This is a genomic window from Sphingopyxis sp. LARHCG72 (genome assembly GCF_052871675.1).
This window is the reverse complement of record NZ_JBIXJU010000002.1, coordinates 516,988-533,296: the sequence shown is the minus strand read 5'-3', so window position 1 is coordinate 533,296 and position 16,309 is coordinate 516,988. Positions and strand designations below refer to the sequence as shown.

14 protein-coding genes are annotated in these 16,309 nt (G+C 63.1%); 6 read left to right on the top strand and 8 right to left on the bottom strand.

The features are described 5' to 3' along the window. Positions 1–898: VRR-NUC domain-containing protein (locus ACIPPQ_RS07575; protein WP_446543514.1), on the top strand; the 898-nt coding region annotated here is incomplete at its 5' end. 8 nt (positions 899–906) lie between these two features. Here ACIPPQ_RS07575 and ACIPPQ_RS07570 read toward each other — a convergent pair. From ACIPPQ_RS07570 to ACIPPQ_RS07545, 6 genes are all read right to left on the bottom strand, one after another. Further along, a complete protein-coding gene (locus ACIPPQ_RS07570; RefSeq protein WP_446543513.1) occupies positions 907–4,116 on the bottom strand; it encodes an error-prone DNA polymerase in 3,210 nt (1,069 codons plus the stop codon). Then, the gene (locus ACIPPQ_RS07565; protein ID WP_446543512.1) at positions 4,113–5,933 is read right to left on the bottom strand and encodes a DUF6504 family protein; all 1,821 of its coding nucleotides are present in this window, start codon (positions 5,931–5,933) and stop codon (positions 4,113–4,115) included. The genes ACIPPQ_RS07570 and ACIPPQ_RS07565 overlap by 4 nt, the downstream gene beginning before the upstream one ends. Further along, positions 5,842–6,627, bottom strand: coding sequence for an ImuA family protein (locus ACIPPQ_RS07560; protein ID WP_446543511.1), 786 nt, complete (start codon positions 6,625–6,627; stop codon positions 5,842–5,844). The genes ACIPPQ_RS07565 and ACIPPQ_RS07560 overlap by 92 nt, the downstream gene beginning before the upstream one ends. Before the next feature lie 110 nt (positions 6,628–6,737). Next, positions 6,738–7,235 carry a hypothetical protein gene (locus ACIPPQ_RS07555; RefSeq protein WP_446543510.1) on the bottom strand — a complete coding sequence of 166 codons (498 nt, stop codon included), beginning with the start codon at positions 7,233–7,235 and terminating at the stop codon, positions 6,738–6,740. Between the two features lie 53 nt (positions 7,236–7,288). Further along, a complete protein-coding gene (locus tag ACIPPQ_RS07550; RefSeq protein ID WP_446543509.1) occupies positions 7,289–7,711 on the bottom strand; it encodes a DUF1810 domain-containing protein in 423 nt (140 codons plus the stop codon). Then, the gene (locus ACIPPQ_RS07545; protein WP_446543508.1) at positions 7,708–8,325 is read right to left on the bottom strand and encodes an SOS response-associated peptidase; all 618 of its coding nucleotides are present in this window, start codon (positions 8,323–8,325) and stop codon (positions 7,708–7,710) included. Before ACIPPQ_RS07545 ends, ACIPPQ_RS07550 begins: the two co-directional genes overlap by 4 nt. A gap of 103 nt (positions 8,326–8,428) precedes the next feature. Here ACIPPQ_RS07545 and ACIPPQ_RS07540 point away from each other — a divergent pair, with 103 nt between their 5' ends. The 3 genes from ACIPPQ_RS07540 (at position 8,429) to ACIPPQ_RS07530 (ending at position 10,504) form a co-directional block, all read left to right on the top strand. Then, on the top strand, positions 8,429–8,893 hold the full coding sequence (locus tag ACIPPQ_RS07540; protein ID WP_446543507.1) for an SOS response-associated peptidase family protein: 465 nt from the start codon (positions 8,429–8,431) through the stop codon (positions 8,891–8,893). Between the two features lie 32 nt (positions 8,894–8,925). Beyond that, a complete protein-coding gene (locus tag ACIPPQ_RS07535; RefSeq protein ID WP_446543506.1) occupies positions 8,926–9,483 on the top strand; it encodes an alpha-ketoglutarate-dependent dioxygenase AlkB in 558 nt (185 codons plus the stop codon). 295 nt (positions 9,484–9,778) lie between these two features. After that, entirely contained in the window at positions 9,779–10,504 is a 726-nt protein-coding gene (locus ACIPPQ_RS07530) for a Shedu anti-phage system protein SduA domain-containing protein (protein WP_446543505.1), read from the top strand. 41 nt (positions 10,505–10,545) lie between these two features. On the opposite strand, the gene ACIPPQ_RS07525 is transcribed toward ACIPPQ_RS07530, so the two are convergent. Together ACIPPQ_RS07525 and ACIPPQ_RS07520 are read right to left on the bottom strand one after the other, a co-directional pair. After that, positions 10,546–10,989 (bottom strand): hypothetical protein, encoded by a 444-nt coding sequence (locus ACIPPQ_RS07525; protein ID WP_446543504.1) that lies wholly within the window; start codon positions 10,987–10,989, stop codon positions 10,546–10,548. Continuing rightward, positions 10,976–11,788 carry a trypsin-like peptidase domain-containing protein gene (locus ACIPPQ_RS07520; RefSeq protein ID WP_446543503.1) on the bottom strand — a complete coding sequence of 271 codons (813 nt, stop codon included), beginning with the start codon at positions 11,786–11,788 and terminating at the stop codon, positions 10,976–10,978. Before ACIPPQ_RS07520 ends, ACIPPQ_RS07525 begins: the two co-directional genes overlap by 14 nt. Before the next feature lie 222 nt (positions 11,789–12,010). On the opposite strand from ACIPPQ_RS07520, the gene ACIPPQ_RS07515 reads away from it, so the two are divergent. Further along, a complete protein-coding gene (locus tag ACIPPQ_RS07515; protein WP_446543502.1) occupies positions 12,011–12,793 on the top strand; it encodes a HamA C-terminal domain-containing protein in 783 nt (260 codons plus the stop codon). Then, complete coding sequence (locus ACIPPQ_RS07510) at positions 12,780–16,292, top strand: DEAD/DEAH box helicase (protein ID WP_446543501.1); 3,513 nt, start codon at positions 12,780–12,782, stop codon at positions 16,290–16,292. Before ACIPPQ_RS07515 ends, ACIPPQ_RS07510 begins: the two co-directional genes overlap by 14 nt. Positions 16,293–16,309: the final 17 nt, after the last annotated feature.

Below are 16,309 nucleotides of genomic sequence, written 5' to 3'. Positions count from 1 at the left end.
CCGGTCGGGCTACGCCCGCCCTCCGCCGCACGCAGCGCAAGGCCATCCTCAACAAACCCTCAGCATATCCTCAAAGGGGGTCCCTCTTCGACGCCGATCGGGGGTCCCTTTTGAACGCCGTTTGACAGTCGAATCATTTTATCCTGACTACGCAGAGTCACCCGAGAAGGGCGCCGTCGTGCTCATCGAGGGCGAAACTGTTTCGCCAGAGACATTTGTCTCGCGTCATTATCAGAGGCTGGGCTGGTCCGTGCTCGAGCTGGAAAGTCGCCCTCTTCACACCTTGTTCGCGGTAATGATGTGGCTGCTCATCGAAGATGGAGCCGATCCCCAAAACCGAATAGTGACGTTTGGATCGCGTACCGCTTTCGATGCCCGTGTTCCCAGGGAGATGATATGGACGCACCTCCCGGACGATTTCGGCACTCCGGGCTATGGGCGGCGTCGCGAGGCCGCGGTTGACGAACATTTCTCTTTCTTCTTTGAGCCTGACGGCCATGTCGACACTGGCGATTTGCTTTGGTTATTCGATTATTGGCGCTTCCACAGCGCGAGATTGCGGGAATATCTGTGGGCACACCAAGACCGCGACGTCGATCGGGCGCGTCAGTTGATCGAGATTTTTCCTCCCGGCACGATCCTCGTAATTCTTCGTTACTTGGTCGACGACTATTGGGGTCGCTATCTCGGATGGCCCGATTTGTTGCTCTGGCGCGACGATGAAATATTGCTGATCGAAGTAAAATCCTCTTCCGATCGGCTGAGCGGCGACCAAATGCGCTGGATCGTCGACAATTTCGAGCAACTGAAACTGCCGTTCCGTGTTGCCAAACTGCATCGTCCTTCTCGTCAGAATCGTCGTTCCACAGGATCGTATCCCTCGCCGGGTCAAAGCTGACCGCGCCTTCAGTGAAAATCGTGACTTCGGATGCGCAGCGGCGCGTCGCGGGAGTCCGGTCCGCCTCCGTTCCGCGCCCCATCCCCGCGTCCAGGCGCAATGGAGACGTCGCCCTGCGCGATCGACCGCAACATCGCGTCATGATCGATAATCCGGTCGCAGATGATGTGAATGACCTCGCCTTCCTTCTGAAGCCGTCCGCGCATCGCGATCATCGAGGCCGACATGACTTGGCGCCGGTATATCTCGAACCGGTCGGGCCAGAGGATACCGTTGGCGATGCCGGTCTCGTCCTCGATCGTCACAAACAGAACGCCTTTCGCCGAGCCGGGGCGCTGCCGCACAAGGATGACGCCGGCGACCTCGATGTTGCGCCCGTCGCGGATCTGTCCGAGATCGGCGCAGCGCACGATACCCATCGTATCAAGCTCATCCCGCAAGAAACTCAGCGGATGCGCGCGCAACGATAGCTGCAACGTGCGGTAATCTTCCACCACCTCGCGCCCCTCGGTCATTGGCCGAAGCGAGGTCGCGGGTTCGAGCCCCTCGGGCGAGAAACTGGCCTCGCGAGCATCCGCCGCCGCGAACAGCGGCAGCGGATGCTCGCCGAGACCCCGCACCTTCCAGAGGCCCTGCCGCCGGTCTTCAGCGAGGCAGGCGAAGCCGTCGGCTTCGGCGATCCGTTCGATTGCGGCGCGCGGGACCCCGGCGCGCCGCCACACATCTTCGACGCAATCGAAAGGCATATCGCCGCGCGCGCCGACGATTGCGGCGCCATGGACATTGGCGAGGCTGCGCACCTGGCGGAAGCCGAGACGAACCGCGAGATAGGGACCCTTCCCTTCCTCCAGCGTGCAATCCCAATGGCTGTCGTTGATCGAGACCGGGCGCACTTCGACGCCATGCTTGCGCGCATCGCTGACGATCTGCGCGGGCGCATAAAAGCCCATCGGCTGCGCGTTGAGCAACGCAGCGCAGAAGACGTCGGGATGATGATGCTTCATCCAGCATGAGGCGTAAGCGATCTTCGCAAAGCTCGCGGCATGGCTCTCGGGAAAGCCGTAGCTCCCGAAGCCCTCGATCTGCTTGAAGGTCCGCTCGGCAAAATCCTTCGGATAGCCGCGCTCGATCATTCCGCCGACGAGCTTGTCGTAGAAGTGGCTGACACCGCCGGTGAGCTTGAACGTCGCCATTGCGCGGCGAAGCTGGTCGGCTTCGGCGGGGGTGAAACCCGCGCCGACAATCGCGACCTTCATTGCCTGCTCCTGGAAGAGCGGCACGCCGAGCGTTTTCTCGAGTACGGCGCGAAGCTCGGGCTTGGGATATTCGGGCTTCTCCTTGCCTTCGCGGCGGCGAAGATAGGGATGGACCATGTCGCCCTGGATCGGCCCGGGCCGCACGATCGCGACCTCGATCACCAGATCGTAGAAGCATTTGGGCTTGATCCGCGGCAGCATCGACATCTGCGCGCGGCTTTCGATCTGGAAGACGCCCAAGGTATCGGCCTTCTGGATCATGTCATAGACCGCCGGGTCATCGTCCTGCAGGTCGGCCATGCCGACCGAAATTCCCTTATGCTCGTCGAGCAGATTGAAAGCCCGGTTCATGCAGCCGAGCATCCCGAGCCCGAGCACATCGACCTTCATGAACTTCAGGACGTCGATATCGTCCTTGTCCCATTCGATGATCTGCCGGTCTTCCATGCGCGCGGGCTCGATCGGCACAAGATCGTCGAGCCGCTCCTGCGTCAGCACGAAACCGCCGGGATGCTGCGACAAATGCCGCGGCGTCCCGATGAGCTGCTGCGCGAGATCGAGCGTCAACCGCAGCCGATGATCGTCGGCGTTGAGGTTGAGGCTCGCGATCTGCTCGTCGGGGATGCCGTCGACCGACCAGCCCCAGACGAGGCCGGTGAGCATCTTGGTGAGGTCGCGCGGCAGGCCAAGCGCCTTCCCCACCTCGGCGACCGCGCCGCGGGTGCGATAGCGGGTGACGACGGCGGTCAGCGCGGAGCGGTGCCGCCCATAGGTCTCGTAAATCCACTGGATGATTTCTTCGCGCCGTTCATGCTCGAAATCGACGTCGATATCGGGCGGCTCCTTGCGCTCGCCCGACACGAACCGTTCGAAGAGCAGCTCATGCTTGATCGGGTCGATTGAGGTCACGCCGAGCAGGAAGCAGACGCAGCTGTTCGCCGCGCTCCCCCTCCCTTGGCATAATATCCCGCGCCGCCGGCTCTCGGCGACGATCGAGTTCACCGTCAGGAAATAGGGTGCGTAATCGAGTTCTCCGATCAATCGCAGCTCATGGTCGATCTGTTTCCGATAGGCGGGCGGCACGCCGTCCGGAAACATGCGCGCAGCGCCTTCCTCGGTCAGCGCCGCGAGCGCCTCCTGCGCTGTCCGCCCCGCCATCACTTCTTCATAGGGATATTGGTAGCGGATCTCGTCGAGGTCGAAGCGGCACGCCGAGGCGATGTCGGCGGTGGCCTGGATCGCGTCGGGAAAGAGAGCGAAGCGTCGCTCCATCTCGGCGGGCGACTTCAGCGCGCGGTCCATGAACCGCTCGCGCTTGAAGCCGAGCGCATCGACGGTCGTTTTCTCGCGGATCGCGGTCAGCACATCCTGCAACGGCCGCCGCTCGGGCGCGTGATAGAGGATGTCGCCCATCGCGACGCAGCGCACGCCGATGCCGCGGGCGAGCGTGTCGAGCGCGCGCAGCCGCGCGAAGTCGCCGGGACGGCGGCGGAGCGAGAGTGCGAGATAGGCGTCGCGGCCAAAGGTCTCGCGCAGCTCGCCAAGGTCGAGGCGGGTGCGGTCGTCGGCGGCGTCGGGCAGGAGGACCGCGACCAGCCCCTCCGCCCATGCCACGACATCGGGCCAGTCGAGCCAGCAATTCCCCTTGCCCCCCCGCGCCTTGCCGAGCGACAGCAGGCGGGTGAGCCGCGACCATGCCGCACGGTCCTTGGGGTAAAGCAGGAGCGATCGGCCATCGCGGAGGTCAATGCGCGAGCCGGGGATCAGGCGCACGCCAGCCGCCTCCTGCCCCGACAGCCCCCGCACCATGCCCGCGACGCTGCCGCGATCGCAGAGGCCGAGGGCCGAGTGACCCAGCAGCGCGGCGGACGCGAACAGTTCCTCGGGCGCCGAGGCGCCGCGCAGAAAGGAGAAATGGCTGGTCACCTGTAGTTCGACATAGGTCGTGGCGGGGACCGTCATCCGAAGACGCCGTGCATATACCAGCTCAAATCGCCGGTGCGGTCTTCTTGTCCATCGCCGCGGCGGAACAGCCAGAAACGCTCGCCAGTCTCCGCCTCGACGCGAAAATAATCGCGCACCGCCCACATTTCGCGGGTCGTTCGCCACCATTCGCCGTGGATGCGCTCGGGTCCGTCGCCCGCGACGACGCGGTAGGACCGTCCGCGCCACGCGAAGCGGCGCGGCGGATGGTCGGGAAGCAGCGCGACCACACTCGACAGGACTTCGGGCCGCGCGAGCATGCGGATCGGCCGCGGCCAAGCCGGCCAGCCGGAAGGCTGGGCGAGCGGGCCGGTACGGCCGATCGCGCGTTCGGGCACATCGCTTTCGCGGCCCTCGAGGCGGAACAGCGCGCCCTCTCCAGCGCGCCCCGCGAGCTGATCGACGAGCGGCGCAAGATCGGGGGCGCGCGGTCCGCTATCGAACCCCGTGCCGATCACCTCGGCGCCGAGGGGTTCGACCTGCGGCGCGGCAAGCGCCATCGCCTCGATCCCGAGCCCAGGCTCGATCCGGTCGATACGCAGCCTGAAGAGGCGCACGAGATGCTTCGCGTCGCGGGTCGCGCGCGCGGTGCCGACCGTGACGAGCTGCTCGCGCGCATCGACACGCTCGCAGCGGAGCACCGCCGCGCGAAGGCCGAGCCCGCGCTCCCGAAGGTCGGCGACAAGATCGGCGACGAGATCCGAAATGACCTGTTCAATCGCCTCGGCGGTGGCGATCGGTTCGAGAAGCCGGCGCTCGGCGCACGGCATTTCGAAAGGGACGACGGGCACGATCGGCTCAGGCAGAAAGCCGCGCGCCTGGTCGAGCCGCTCGACCGCGCCGCGCCCGAGGCGCCGCGCGAGCGGGCCGCGCGGCATCGGGTAAAGGTCAGCGATCCGCTCGATTCCGAAACGCGCCGCCGACGCCAGCGCCTCGGGCGCGAGCCGGAGCGCGCGAAGCGGCAGCCCGGCCAGCGCCTCCCCCTCCCGCCCTTCCGGCAAGACCAAAGCCGCCGCCCCGCCAAAGCGCGCGAGCGCGTGCGCGGCGCCGGGCGTGCCGGCGATCGCGACGCACGCGGTGAAACCGAGACGCCGAACGAAGGACACAAGCCGCGCGGCGAAGCGCGCCTCGCCGCCGAAGAGGTGCGTCGTGCCGGTGAGATCGAGCCATAGCCCGTCGCTGCCCGACACGGCGGCAGCCGGTGTCCAGTGGCGCACCGCATGCAAGGCGAGCCGATCCAGCCACGCCCGATCCGCCTCGGGCGCAGCCTCGTACACATCGAGATCGGTGACCAGCGCGCGGGCATGCGCCGCGGCCATGCCGGGCGCGAGTCCAAGATCGATTGCGAGCGGACAGGCCGCGGTCACGACATCGCGCTGGCCCGTGCGAGCCATAAGGATGGTCGGGCGAGCGCCCCACAGCGGCAGCGGTGGCGGCGCGATGGACGCGCCGAGCGCCGGGCATCCATCATCCGCCCGCGATAACCGAAAGACGGGCGCGGCCGCCTCACTGCGCCGCCCCAGCTCACGCATGGTCGGTCGCTGGTGCGCCGGACGCGCGTCGACAGAGTCCCGGTTCGGCGCGGCCGAACCCGTGTCCCGCGCCCAACTCGCACCCGGGCGCCAGCCGCCACCGCGCGGCACCGAGCAGGTGCCCGGATTGTCGTCGACGGGTTCGGGAAGGCGCGGGCCGAGCCGCGCGGGTTCAGGCGGCGTGCCCGAGCGCGAGATCGGCGCTGCCCGTCGCAACCGCTCGATCGCGAGTTGCGGCAGGAAGAGCGAGGCGACCCTGGTCATCGCACGCCTCCAGTTCGAGGGAGAAAGGCGGCCCGCCGCGCTGGCGCACAAGTTCGACCGACCATCGCCCGCGCCCCACCCCGGGCATCGACAGCGGGGTCGAAGCAAGGCTGCCGATCCGCCAGCGCGTGCAGGCCAGCGACAAGTCGGTGAGCGGACATTGGCCGTAACGACGGTAGCGGCGGTAGAGCAGCATCGGGGTGCCGCCTTCGGAGGCAGCGAGCTGGAGCCGCCGTGTCGCGGTCTGATCAGCCGCCTTCACCTCGGCGACAACGCATGCGAGCGACCCGTCGCGCAGCGCGTCCTCGCACAGGGCAAGCAGCTCGCGGTCGCTCTTGCCTTGCGCATAGAGCACGCGCCCGGGCCCGAGCCCGGCCTGCTCGAGTCCCGGGGCGTAAAGATCGAACCGCGTCAGCGCCCACAGCGCCGACACCCCCGGCGCCGCCGCGAAGCGCGCGGCGATCCCCGCCGCGAAAAGCGTTGTCGCTGCATCGTCGCTCCAGCTTGCCGAGGCAGCCGCGACTTCGTGCAGGCCCGCGCCGTCGAGCCCGCCGGCAGCGAGCAGATGATCGATCGGTCCCACGCCGAACGGCAGCACCGGTCCGCGTGCCGCGGCGACGCGCGCCACGGTCTCGCGAAGCGCTTGAAGCTCTTCGACACTCGGCCGGGGCTGTGAAAAAGGCGGTGCGGTCATGCTGATATCGACTCAATTGTTCTCCTTATGTTCTATTGAGTCGGCATGATCGTCAAGCAGGCAGATGTGAAGTCCTGCCCCTCGCGCACGAAGCCACGAATTATGAAGGCTTATTCGAAGTCGAAACCCAGTTCGGCTGCCGCCAGATTCTCGAGAGCGACGACGGCATCGGCAATTGCCGTCGCAGCCTGATGCGCCTTTTCGGGCGGATCGAGATTCGCTTCCTGCACCGCATCCATATCGGCGAGATAGGTTTCGTACCGCGCAACGAAAGCCTGCGAGAGAATGAGCCGCTGGGCGTGGTAAGCGAAACGGGCCGCCTGCATCTGCTCGATCATCTGCGTCGTGGCGCGCTGCTCATGCTCGCTTCCGTCGAAACCTTGCGGGTTCTCGTCATAACCCTTGTCGATATAGGCGAGGATAGCTCGCGCCCTGTCGAGGCTGCCGATAATCCCGGTATAGGCCTCGCGACGCAAATCCCATGATCGCTCGCGCCGATATTTCCGCCGCTCGCCGAGTTGAACAAGCCAAGTTATAAGCCCCGAAATCAGGCCGCCAACGACCACTCCGCCAAGGCCGATCCATGCAACGTCGAGTTCCAGCGCCATCATCCCTCCAATCGGCAAGCGAGACCGGCCCATACCGGTGCCGGTGCTATGCCCTATCCCTGTAGCAGATCGACGGTTCGCTGGTCGCGCTTGCCGCCAAACCACCGTTCGATAGCGGCCGAGAAGAGCGACAGTTCGCCAACGGCCTCGAATAAGGTCAGCGACGAACGCAGCTTCATGGCATCGATCTCGCCGAACACAGCTACTGGATCGCTACCAATCAGGTCCTGCAAGGCCTCGACGCATTCGAGATAGCGCGCGCCGAGAATGGGATGCGCCAGATAGGCTCGTGCATCCGAGGCATCGGCGATCGCGTAACGCTGCGCCATCGCGCTGCGTCCCAGCCCCGTCAGCTGCGGAAAGATGAACCACATCCAATGCGAGCGTTTCCGGCTGCGGCGGATTTCGTCGAGAGCGCGGGGGTAAATCTGCTCCTGCGCTGCGACGAAATGGTCGAGCCTATCGGAATCCGTCATAGCGCCAGCGCGCCCTGCGCGGGCGGCCTGCCGAACACCTGTGTCGGCTCGAGGCTGCCAGCGGGCAGCCATTTGAGGACATCGGCGGCGGGGACGCGCGGGTCGAGCCAGCCCGCCCATTGATCGCACGCGAGCGGAATGATCTGACGATGATGATAGGGCGCGATATCGGGACCAGCGTCCATCGTGAGAAGCGTAAAGGCTTCGCCGCCGTCATATTCGCGCCAGATGCCCGCCATGCAGAACAAGCGATGATCCTTCATCGTGAAGAGCCATTTATCGAGCCGCTTTTGCGCCTTGTCGGCGGGGTCGGTGAATTCATAGAAGCCGTCGCACAGGACCAGGCAACGATGCGATGAGAAATCGCGGCCCTCGGACCGGAAATTATAGACCGGCTTGCCCTTCGGGCCAGGCCAACTCCAGCGTCGATTGACCAATTCGCCCATCCCGCCGCCATCGGTGCTCCGCACGATCGGGGCCATGTCGGTTATGCGGACATCCTCGCGCGCGGGAACGTTCGGCGCGCCTTCGGGCATATCGATCTTGATCTTCAGGTCGTCGAAATCCTCGGCGATCGAGGCGATGTCGACTTCCAGCCGATAATCATTGCACATTCGCTCTCGCCCCCTGGCTCTTGCGACTCATCTTCGTTCCTATTATGTTCCAACCATGACCATCGCGCCAACCCCTTTTGATTCTGATGCTCCCGGCGGCGGCGTGACAGCGCTTGTCCGCCGCAATCCGGACAATATGGGCGAAGTCGAAATGGTCAAAGCCGTTTGGGGTTCCGATCCGCGGTTCTCGGACGGCATCAATTATCGTTTCGTCCGCACCGAAGGCCGAGCCTTCCCGAATCGCCGCTGCCTGATCCCGGCATCGGAGTTTCGCATGGGCACGGGCGATCATCGTTACCGGGTCACGCTCGACAGCGGCAATTTCTTCTATCTCGCGGCGGTCTGGGACCCGCCGCTCGCCGACTGGCCGCTGTCCTACCGCATCCTCACGATTCCGGCGGGTGCCGACGTCATTCCCTATCAGTCGCGCCACGGTGTCATCATCGAGCGGCGCAACGTGATGCACTGGCTCGACGGCACGCTACCGAATGAAGAATTGTTCGCAGAGCCGCTGCGGCACACCTTGTTCGTCGAACCGCTGCTGGCGCAAGCCTCGCTCGCGCTGTGACGCGCAGCTCCGCCGCGCGGGCGCCGCGGCCCGTGCCCCAGCCAGACCTCTTCGGCCCATCCCTACTTCCCGGCCTCTCCTATCGCGACGATGTCATCACGCCCGCCGTGGAGAGCGATCTGATTACGCGTATCGAGACGGCCGAGCTCACGCCTTTCCAGTTCCAGCAATGGGAAGGGAAAAGGCTGACGCGCTCGTTCGGCTGGACCTATGATTTCCAGACCGGCCGCTTCGCCCCCGGCGAGGCCATGCCCGCCTGGCTCGCGCCGATCCGCGCTCTTGCGGCGCGCTTCGCCGGCATCGAACCCGATCAGCTAGAACAGGCGCTGCTCATTCAGTATGGCGTCGGGGCAGGCATCGGCTGGCACAAAGATCGCCCGGTATTCGAGCATGTCATCGGCTTGTCGCTCGGCGCGTCGGCGACGATGCGCTTCCGTCGGCGCAACGGCACAGCATTCGACCGCGCGACCGCAGACCTGCTGCCACGGTCGATCTATCATATGGCCGGCGAGGTGCGGAACGACTGGGAGCATAGCATCGCAGCTATGGAAATGCCTCGCTGGTCGGTCACATTCCGCAGCTTGCGCTAATCGGCGCCGCCAAAGGTACACCGAGTTTCCGCACGGCCTTCCCCGTCATCAACCGATGACGGCAAGAGAGTGACGCGCTCTCGGCGAGCCCGCGGCGGGGCGGCGTGCGATGCGGGCCTGGGCCTAGCCGCCGCCTCGCAAGGAAAGCGAGCCGAGTGCGCCGCGCGGCCCGCCATCAGCGCGACCCCTGGCCGAGCCTGTCGAGGTCAGAGTGCGCCCACTAGATGCCGCGCTCAGTAGGGGCTTCCAAGCGCCCTAGTCGCTGTTAGACTTTGTGCTCAACGGGAGCGAAGACATGCCCACTTTATTCGAGATATCCAAACCGGAAAATCAGGCGCGGTTTCATGAGGAACTTGCGGCGCATTTTCCGGAAGCACTGTACGGTTCGAGACGGGATTTCAGCGCGAAGCTCGCCGGAGAATTCGACGCGGCGTTGGCGCTAGGGTCGGAAGAGACAATGCAAAAGCTGATCGAAGCGCATCCCTATCTGTTGCAATATGCATTCAAAACGACTGGTCATCACGGGACATGGGCATATTCGAAGCGATGGATCCGGACCAATCAGGTGAACGGTCTGCCCGGCCTCATTCCCGACTTTATCGCAGCCATGCAAAACTCGCTTGGATATAGCTGGCAGATTATCGAGCTAAAACGACCAGACGTTCAGTTTTCGAACAAGCGCGGCGACGGCCTCAGCACGGAAGCTCATAAAGCGCTGGCTCAGTGCGGCGAGTACATGAGCCATTTCGCGAACTACATCGAGAATGTCCGCGTGAATGTCGGGAATGAGCGCATAAAGCAGCCCGACGGCGTCACGATCGTAATCGGGGATTCCCGCTTCGAGAGTGAAGCACAGCGAAGGGTAAGGGCAGGATTCCAGGACCTAAGTCCAAAGATATCGATCGCCACCTACGACCGTCTGCGACGAGGCCTATTGAACGATGTGTTGCCTTCGGCGCTCGAGACGCCGGCTTATGACGGAGCGCAAACTCCCGATTTTCTGAGCGGCGGACCCGCCTGACAAAAAGCCGCGGGCTATCGAGGCGCGACTTCGCCAAACGCCTATTTCAGGTTCCCGCCCGACAAAAAGGGCTGAACCGCGGCCCAGATTCCCGAACACTGCTGCGACCACCATGAAGGATCCATCTTGAACGGGTGGCGCTGCTCATCAATACCGCGATCATATCGGCTGCGATCGCGGGTTACGATCACCGTCGGCCATCCAAATTGGTCGCCCGAGATATCGATGATGAGACCGTTCCATTCGAGCCATGCATGGCTAGTCTCGCGTTCACCCGCGTCGGAATAGAGTTCGCGAGAGACATAGTCCGCAGTGATCCCGAAGCGATCAAGAAGGAAAAGCGCCAAGAGTTCGGAACAATGGCCGCACGCGCCGCGGGGGAACCGATTAATGTAGACTGCTCGCCAGTGCCGATCGTCAATAGCATCCAGCGCAGACCGAAATTCGGCGGCCGCTTGGACTATCGCCGCATCATCCGGCTTCATGAGTTCGACCTAAGTTTCCGATTTTAGCGGCGACGTGAAACGTCAGTATTTCGTCGAGTAGAGCGCGAGGCCACACACGGCCCAACTGCGCGTCGTTGGCCTCTTCGGTATGGAATCGACCAGAATAAATGCCAACGAAATTGAATGCTCCGTCACCATTGCCAACCGTGCCGGTGCGACCGTCTTCAAGTTCGATGTTTCCATGCGCGCGCTGGATCACGGGCGAACCGGACATCCCCGGTCGCGACGCTGAATCGACGATCAGATAGGGCTGGTCCAGATGCGGAGCGAGGCACGGCTCGCTCGCAAATGTTGCCTGTTTCCAAACGGGCATTCCCATTCCCGCCCGACCAAATGGAAATCCAAGTATGAACACCGGCATACCGACGCGTTGCTTAAGAGGGACCATCGGCATCGCGTTCAGCGGCATGAGACAGAGATCGAGAGGCGGAACAAACGGCAACGCCACAACATCGACCGCTCTTCCTAGCGTCGGATGCTCGGTCCACAGCGGGCGGCCCTCAGCGTCCAAAGTCGTGACGGACACAATATGTGCTGGATCGCTACGCTCGTTCTTAGGCACATGAACGCGCAAATGATCAGGAATGCCCGCCATCGGATGCAAACATGCATCGGTTTCATGATTTCGCCCCGCAGCGACATGCCAGTTGGTTATAAGTGCAAGGCTCGTATCAGGCAGGAGCCACGGGAAAGCCGTTCCGACGCCGAGCCGCTGATCGCCGAAATATGCTTCGACGAACAAGGGAATGAGCGAACAGCTATCAACACCAGGGGTCATTGCAGCTTCGCCTCGCTCTGATGATATTGACTGCTCGCATGTGCGCCCTCCTGGTGGCCCCTACTGACAATTAGTATTCGATGGGATCAAGGCAACTTGACGCCGGAACTCGTAATCGAGGGGCGTTGGTTTCCGAAGACAACACTCTATCGACGCACCGCGCTAATTCTGCGAAGAGCAAAATCAAAGCCAAATTAAATCAAGCAAGTCAAAGGGGGGAAGATGGCGCTGTACGACCGATGGTGCGATTCCACCAAAGAAAAGAACGAGCGCAAGCACTACTGGACCTTTGTCGAAAAGGATGGCGGCCGCGCCGATATCCGAAACGACTTAGCCGAAACCATCCGTTCGCATTACGATAGACTAGAACGCATCGCCGAGGACGTAGATCGGCTTGGATACAAGGTAGCCGCGGAGATCCTGCGTGAGGCGATGCCCCAAACAGCCAAGGGACGATCGGGCGACCTTGGCGAGATTCTCGCAACAGAGCTAGTGGAGGAGGGAATCGGCCTGGGCGTGCCTGTGCGCCGACTTCGCTACAAGGACGGCCGCAACATGGCCATGCGCGGCGACGACTTCATTGGCGCTGGATATGGTGGAAAAAATGAGAAGCTTTGGCTTCTGAAGGGCGAAGCCAAGAGCAATAAAGTACTCGGAAAATCTACGGTCACGAGCGCTCGGAATGTGCTCAATCGCGACAACGGACGCTGCACGCCAGACTCCTTGTTGTTCGTCGCCAACCGCCTGCTCGAGAGCGTCGATCCGGACGACAACGCGTTGGGTCGCAGCCTTCGTGATGAAGTGGGGCTAAAAACCCTTCGTGCCAACCGTATCGACCACATGCTCTTCACCGTGTCGGGCAACGGCCCGCACGCATCGCTAAAAAACGATCTGGAGGCTACGGGCAGCGATCGGGACCACTATGTGGTGAACATCCACGTCGCAGACCACCAAGACTTCATCGCAGACATGTACCAAGGGGCGGAAGACCTTGGAGACGATTGACGAACTAACCGCGTTTCTGTCGATCGCAACCGTCGACGGTATCCTTGGACGGCTGCTCTACCGCGGTGCCGCATGGTCATTGATGCGCGAGGACGGCGAACTACCGCCAAATGCTCCGCCCCTCGGCGCGACGATCGAAACTGATCTTGCGGAACATGGCTTCGCTTTGCTTCGCGGAGCTCTGGCCTTGCGTTCACAGGCGGGCAGTTCGGATCTAACCGGCAAGGCCTTCGAGCGCGCTGCCAATGCCTTCGAAGCGCTGGTTCGCAATGGCGATCCAGAGGCGCGCGATCGGGGATTCCGGCGCACGATCGCCGCCGCGGCCTATCACCTGGCCGGCTTCTCGGCTGTCGCCTATTCGCTCTTCAACGAGACGGACGACGATCTCAACGCCTCGCCCGGCGAAACGGCAGTTCGACATCTGATATTGCGCGATCTCGGTCAGTTACGTGGCTTTGTCCGGGAATGGTTGGACGACGCGGATCATGGCGATAAGCAGATCGCCGCAGCGCTAAAGGGCGACGCGCCCGATATGGATGAGGTGCTGTCGACAATCCTCAACACGACGATCTGCCGGGCCTTGGCGTTCTTCGATTTCGCGCTCGAAACGGGTGAACCGGAGCCGATCGAGACCGCACGGGACCTGCTCGGCACTGCGGTCAGCCTAGCTGACAATGCAGGGAACGTACCTCTTTGGTGGATATCCAACCTATGTCGCCATCTGATCGACGACCTGTGGCAGCACTCGTTGCACGAGGCCCTGCCCACCGAGCCGCCGGCGGGGACAGAGGAAAAATACCCGGACCTGCGCCGACTTTTCATTTCATCACTCTACGCCCGAAAGACTTCCGAGGTGGAGCTATGGCCATCGCAACGGGAAGCGGCCCAGCGTTCCACCGACGTCACTGACGATTTAGTCGTCTCTCTGCCAACCAGCGCCGGCAAGACGCGGGTTGCCGAGATCGCCGCCTTGATGACACTATCGTCGGCGCGCAGAGTTCTGATCGTCACGCCATTGCGCGCCCTGTCGGCGCAAACCGAGCGATCTTTCAGAAAGACCTTCGCGCCCCTCGGGTTCAGCGTCTCGTCACTTTACGGTGCCAGCGGCCTTTCTTCCGGTGATGAAGACGCCTTGCGTACCCGCGAAATTATCATCGCGACGCCAGAGAAGCTCGATTTCGCGCTGAGGAGCGACCCGACGCTGATCGATGATGTCGGCCTGATCGTTCTCGACGAGGGTCACATGATTGGTCCGAGCGAGCGCGAAATTCGCTACGAGACTCTGGTGCAGCGTTTGCTTCGGCGCACGGACGCCGGGGACCGGCGGATCATATGCCTGTCGGCCATTTTGCCCAGCGGCGATGAGCTGGACGATCTTACCGCCTGGATTCGCTCCGACGAACCGGGTGAGCCCGTGCGGTCCGACTGGCGTCCGACACGACAGCGCTTCGGCGCGCTCACCTGGCGGGGCAAAGACGCATTGCTCCGTCTCGATCTCGACGACGGCGGCCCGTTCCTCGACAAATTCGTCGTGGAGAAGCCGCCACGCGGGAAAGAGAAGAAGTCCTATCCGCGCAAGAACGCACATCTCGCCCTGTTCGCGGCCTGGGAGTTTGCAAGCCAAGGCAAGCGCACTCTGATTTTTTCAACGCAGGCAAACTGGGTCGAGAGCTATGGCAAGCAGGTCGTGGACCTCTGCGAGCGCGGTTACCTCGATTCACTGCTGGAAGACGAAGCGTTGATCTCCCGCGCGCTGGAGGTGGGCAAGGAGTGGCTAGGCGAGGACCATCCCGCCGTTGCCTGCTTGAAGCAAGGCGTTGCGATTCATCACGGCCGACTGCCGAGCCCCTTTTTGCGCGAGCTGGAATCTCTTCTGTCCGAGGGGGTATTGAAAGTCATTGTCGCCTCGCCGACGCTCTCGCAGGGCCTCAATCTGAACGCCGCCGTACTTTTGGTCCCGGCGTTGTATCGCGCCTCGGAGAAGATCACGGGCGAGGAATTCGCGAATGTTGCGGGTCGGGCCGGTCGCGCGTTCGTGGACGTCGAGGGACTTATCGTCCACGTGATGTTCGACAAGATCGACTGGCGAAAGAAGGAATGGGGGAAGCTGGTCGCCTCCGCCAAAGCGCGTACCCTGAAGAGCGGCCTCATCCAGATTGTCGCCGAGATCCTCGATCGCCTTTCTCGCGAAGGCGTCCTCGACCGCGACGACGCCTGGGAATATCTCGCGAACGCCCGCGAGGCTTGGCGCTCTCCCAAGGAGGAGGCCTCCGTGGCGGAACGCTTATCGGCCGCGAGGCAAAATGATGCCGATGTTATCCTCGACGACGAGGAGGACGGTGACGATAATGATGCAGAAGAGGCTATCGAAGAAGAGCCCCTTTCGCAGATCGTAGAGCGCCTGGATGCAACGGTGTTTGGTCTGATCGAAGCGCTCGATTCTGATCGTGCTGACTTGCCGAAGCTCTTGGATGAGGCCCTTAAAGGATCACTCTGGGCCCGCCAAATCGCGAGAGAAGATGAGGACGTCGCCCCGCTCCACAAGCAAGTGATCGAGGCGCGTGCCGATCTCATCTGGAAGACCACCACCGCTCAGGCGCGGCGTGGACATTTCGCGATGGGTGTCGGCCTTGAAGCGGGTCTTGCGATCGATGCCATGGCTGACGTGCTGGCCGATCTCCTAGACCGGGCTGACGAAGCGGCATTGAGCGGCGATATTGATGGAATGGTCGACGCCCTCGGAGGCCTCGGAGAACGACTTCTGTTCATGCGGCCGTTCATCCCCAACAGGAACAATGCGCTGCCGGCGAACTGGAAAGCCATCCTACGCAGCTGGGTATCCGGGGACGATGTTTCCAAAATCGGACCGCAGAACATGCGCGTGGTTGAGGAGGCCTTCACCTATCGCCTAGTCTGGGCGCTCGAAGCCATCCGCACGCGTCGAATGTCTCTCGGCGGGTCACCCGAAACGATAGCTGGCGGCGGCGCTGCAGCGCTCGAAACCGGGGTCCCGCAACTCATGATGGCCATGCTGATACGGGCAGGCCTTCCGTCACGACGTGCCGCCATGGCGGCGATCGACGAGGGTAAGCCTGCCTTCGTGACGCCCGCAGAGATGCGAGCCTGGCTCGAGTCCGATGAGATCACTGCCTATACAGATGCCGGCAATTGGCCGACGCCCGATACGGCGGCATTGTGGGCGCGCTTCCGTACCGAGGCTCTCAGTGGCGGCATCCAAAAGTGGTCCGTGGAACATTACGAGCGCCTGCTCGACACCCCCGTCGCCCCCAACGCCGGACTTTATCGAATCGTTACTGGTGACAACGGCGGAAAGACCTGGCTGACGACCCCAGACTATCAGCGGGTCGCAGCCTTTAAGAAGCCCGCGGTCGATCCGAAGCCCAGCCTGTTCTCGGGTCGGCTGCCCGGTGGCTCGAAGGTTGTGGCGGCTTTGCGCATCGGGCGTGGGAAACTGCGCTGGCCGCCGGCCGATGGGTAAGCGGCTCGCTCACGCCG

What these genes read in the sequence shown, in the direction of transcription:
- ACIPPQ_RS07570 (WP_446543513.1), bottom strand. Translation starts at nt 4,116, where the DNA reads ATGACGGTCCCCGCCACGACCTATGTCGAACTACAGGTGACCAGCCAT.
- ACIPPQ_RS07565 (WP_446543512.1), bottom strand. Translation starts at nt 5,933, where the DNA reads ATGACCAGGGTCGCCTCGCTCTTCCTGCCGCAACTCGCGATCGAGCGG.
- ACIPPQ_RS07560 (WP_446543511.1), bottom strand. Translation starts at nt 6,627, where the DNA reads ATGACCGCACCGCCTTTTTCACAGCCCCGGCCGAGTGTCGAAGAGCTT.
- ACIPPQ_RS07555 (WP_446543510.1), bottom strand. Translation starts at nt 7,235, where the DNA reads ATGGCGCTGGAACTCGACGTTGCATGGATCGGCCTTGGCGGAGTGGTC.
- ACIPPQ_RS07550 (WP_446543509.1), bottom strand. Translation starts at nt 7,711, where the DNA reads ATGACGGATTCCGATAGGCTCGACCATTTCGTCGCAGCGCAGGAGCAG.
- ACIPPQ_RS07545 (WP_446543508.1), bottom strand. Translation starts at nt 8,325, where the DNA reads ATGTGCAATGATTATCGGCTGGAAGTCGACATCGCCTCGATCGCCGAG.
- ACIPPQ_RS07530 (WP_446543505.1), top strand. Translation starts at nt 9,779, where the DNA reads ATGCCCACTTTATTCGAGATATCCAAACCGGAAAATCAGGCGCGGTTT.
- ACIPPQ_RS07525 (WP_446543504.1), bottom strand. Translation starts at nt 10,989, where the DNA reads ATGAAGCCGGATGATGCGGCGATAGTCCAAGCGGCCGCCGAATTTCGG.
- ACIPPQ_RS07520 (WP_446543503.1), bottom strand. Translation starts at nt 11,788, where the DNA reads ATGACCCCTGGTGTTGATAGCTGTTCGCTCATTCCCTTGTTCGTCGAA.
- ACIPPQ_RS07515 (WP_446543502.1), top strand. Translation starts at nt 12,011, where the DNA reads ATGGCGCTGTACGACCGATGGTGCGATTCCACCAAAGAAAAGAACGAG.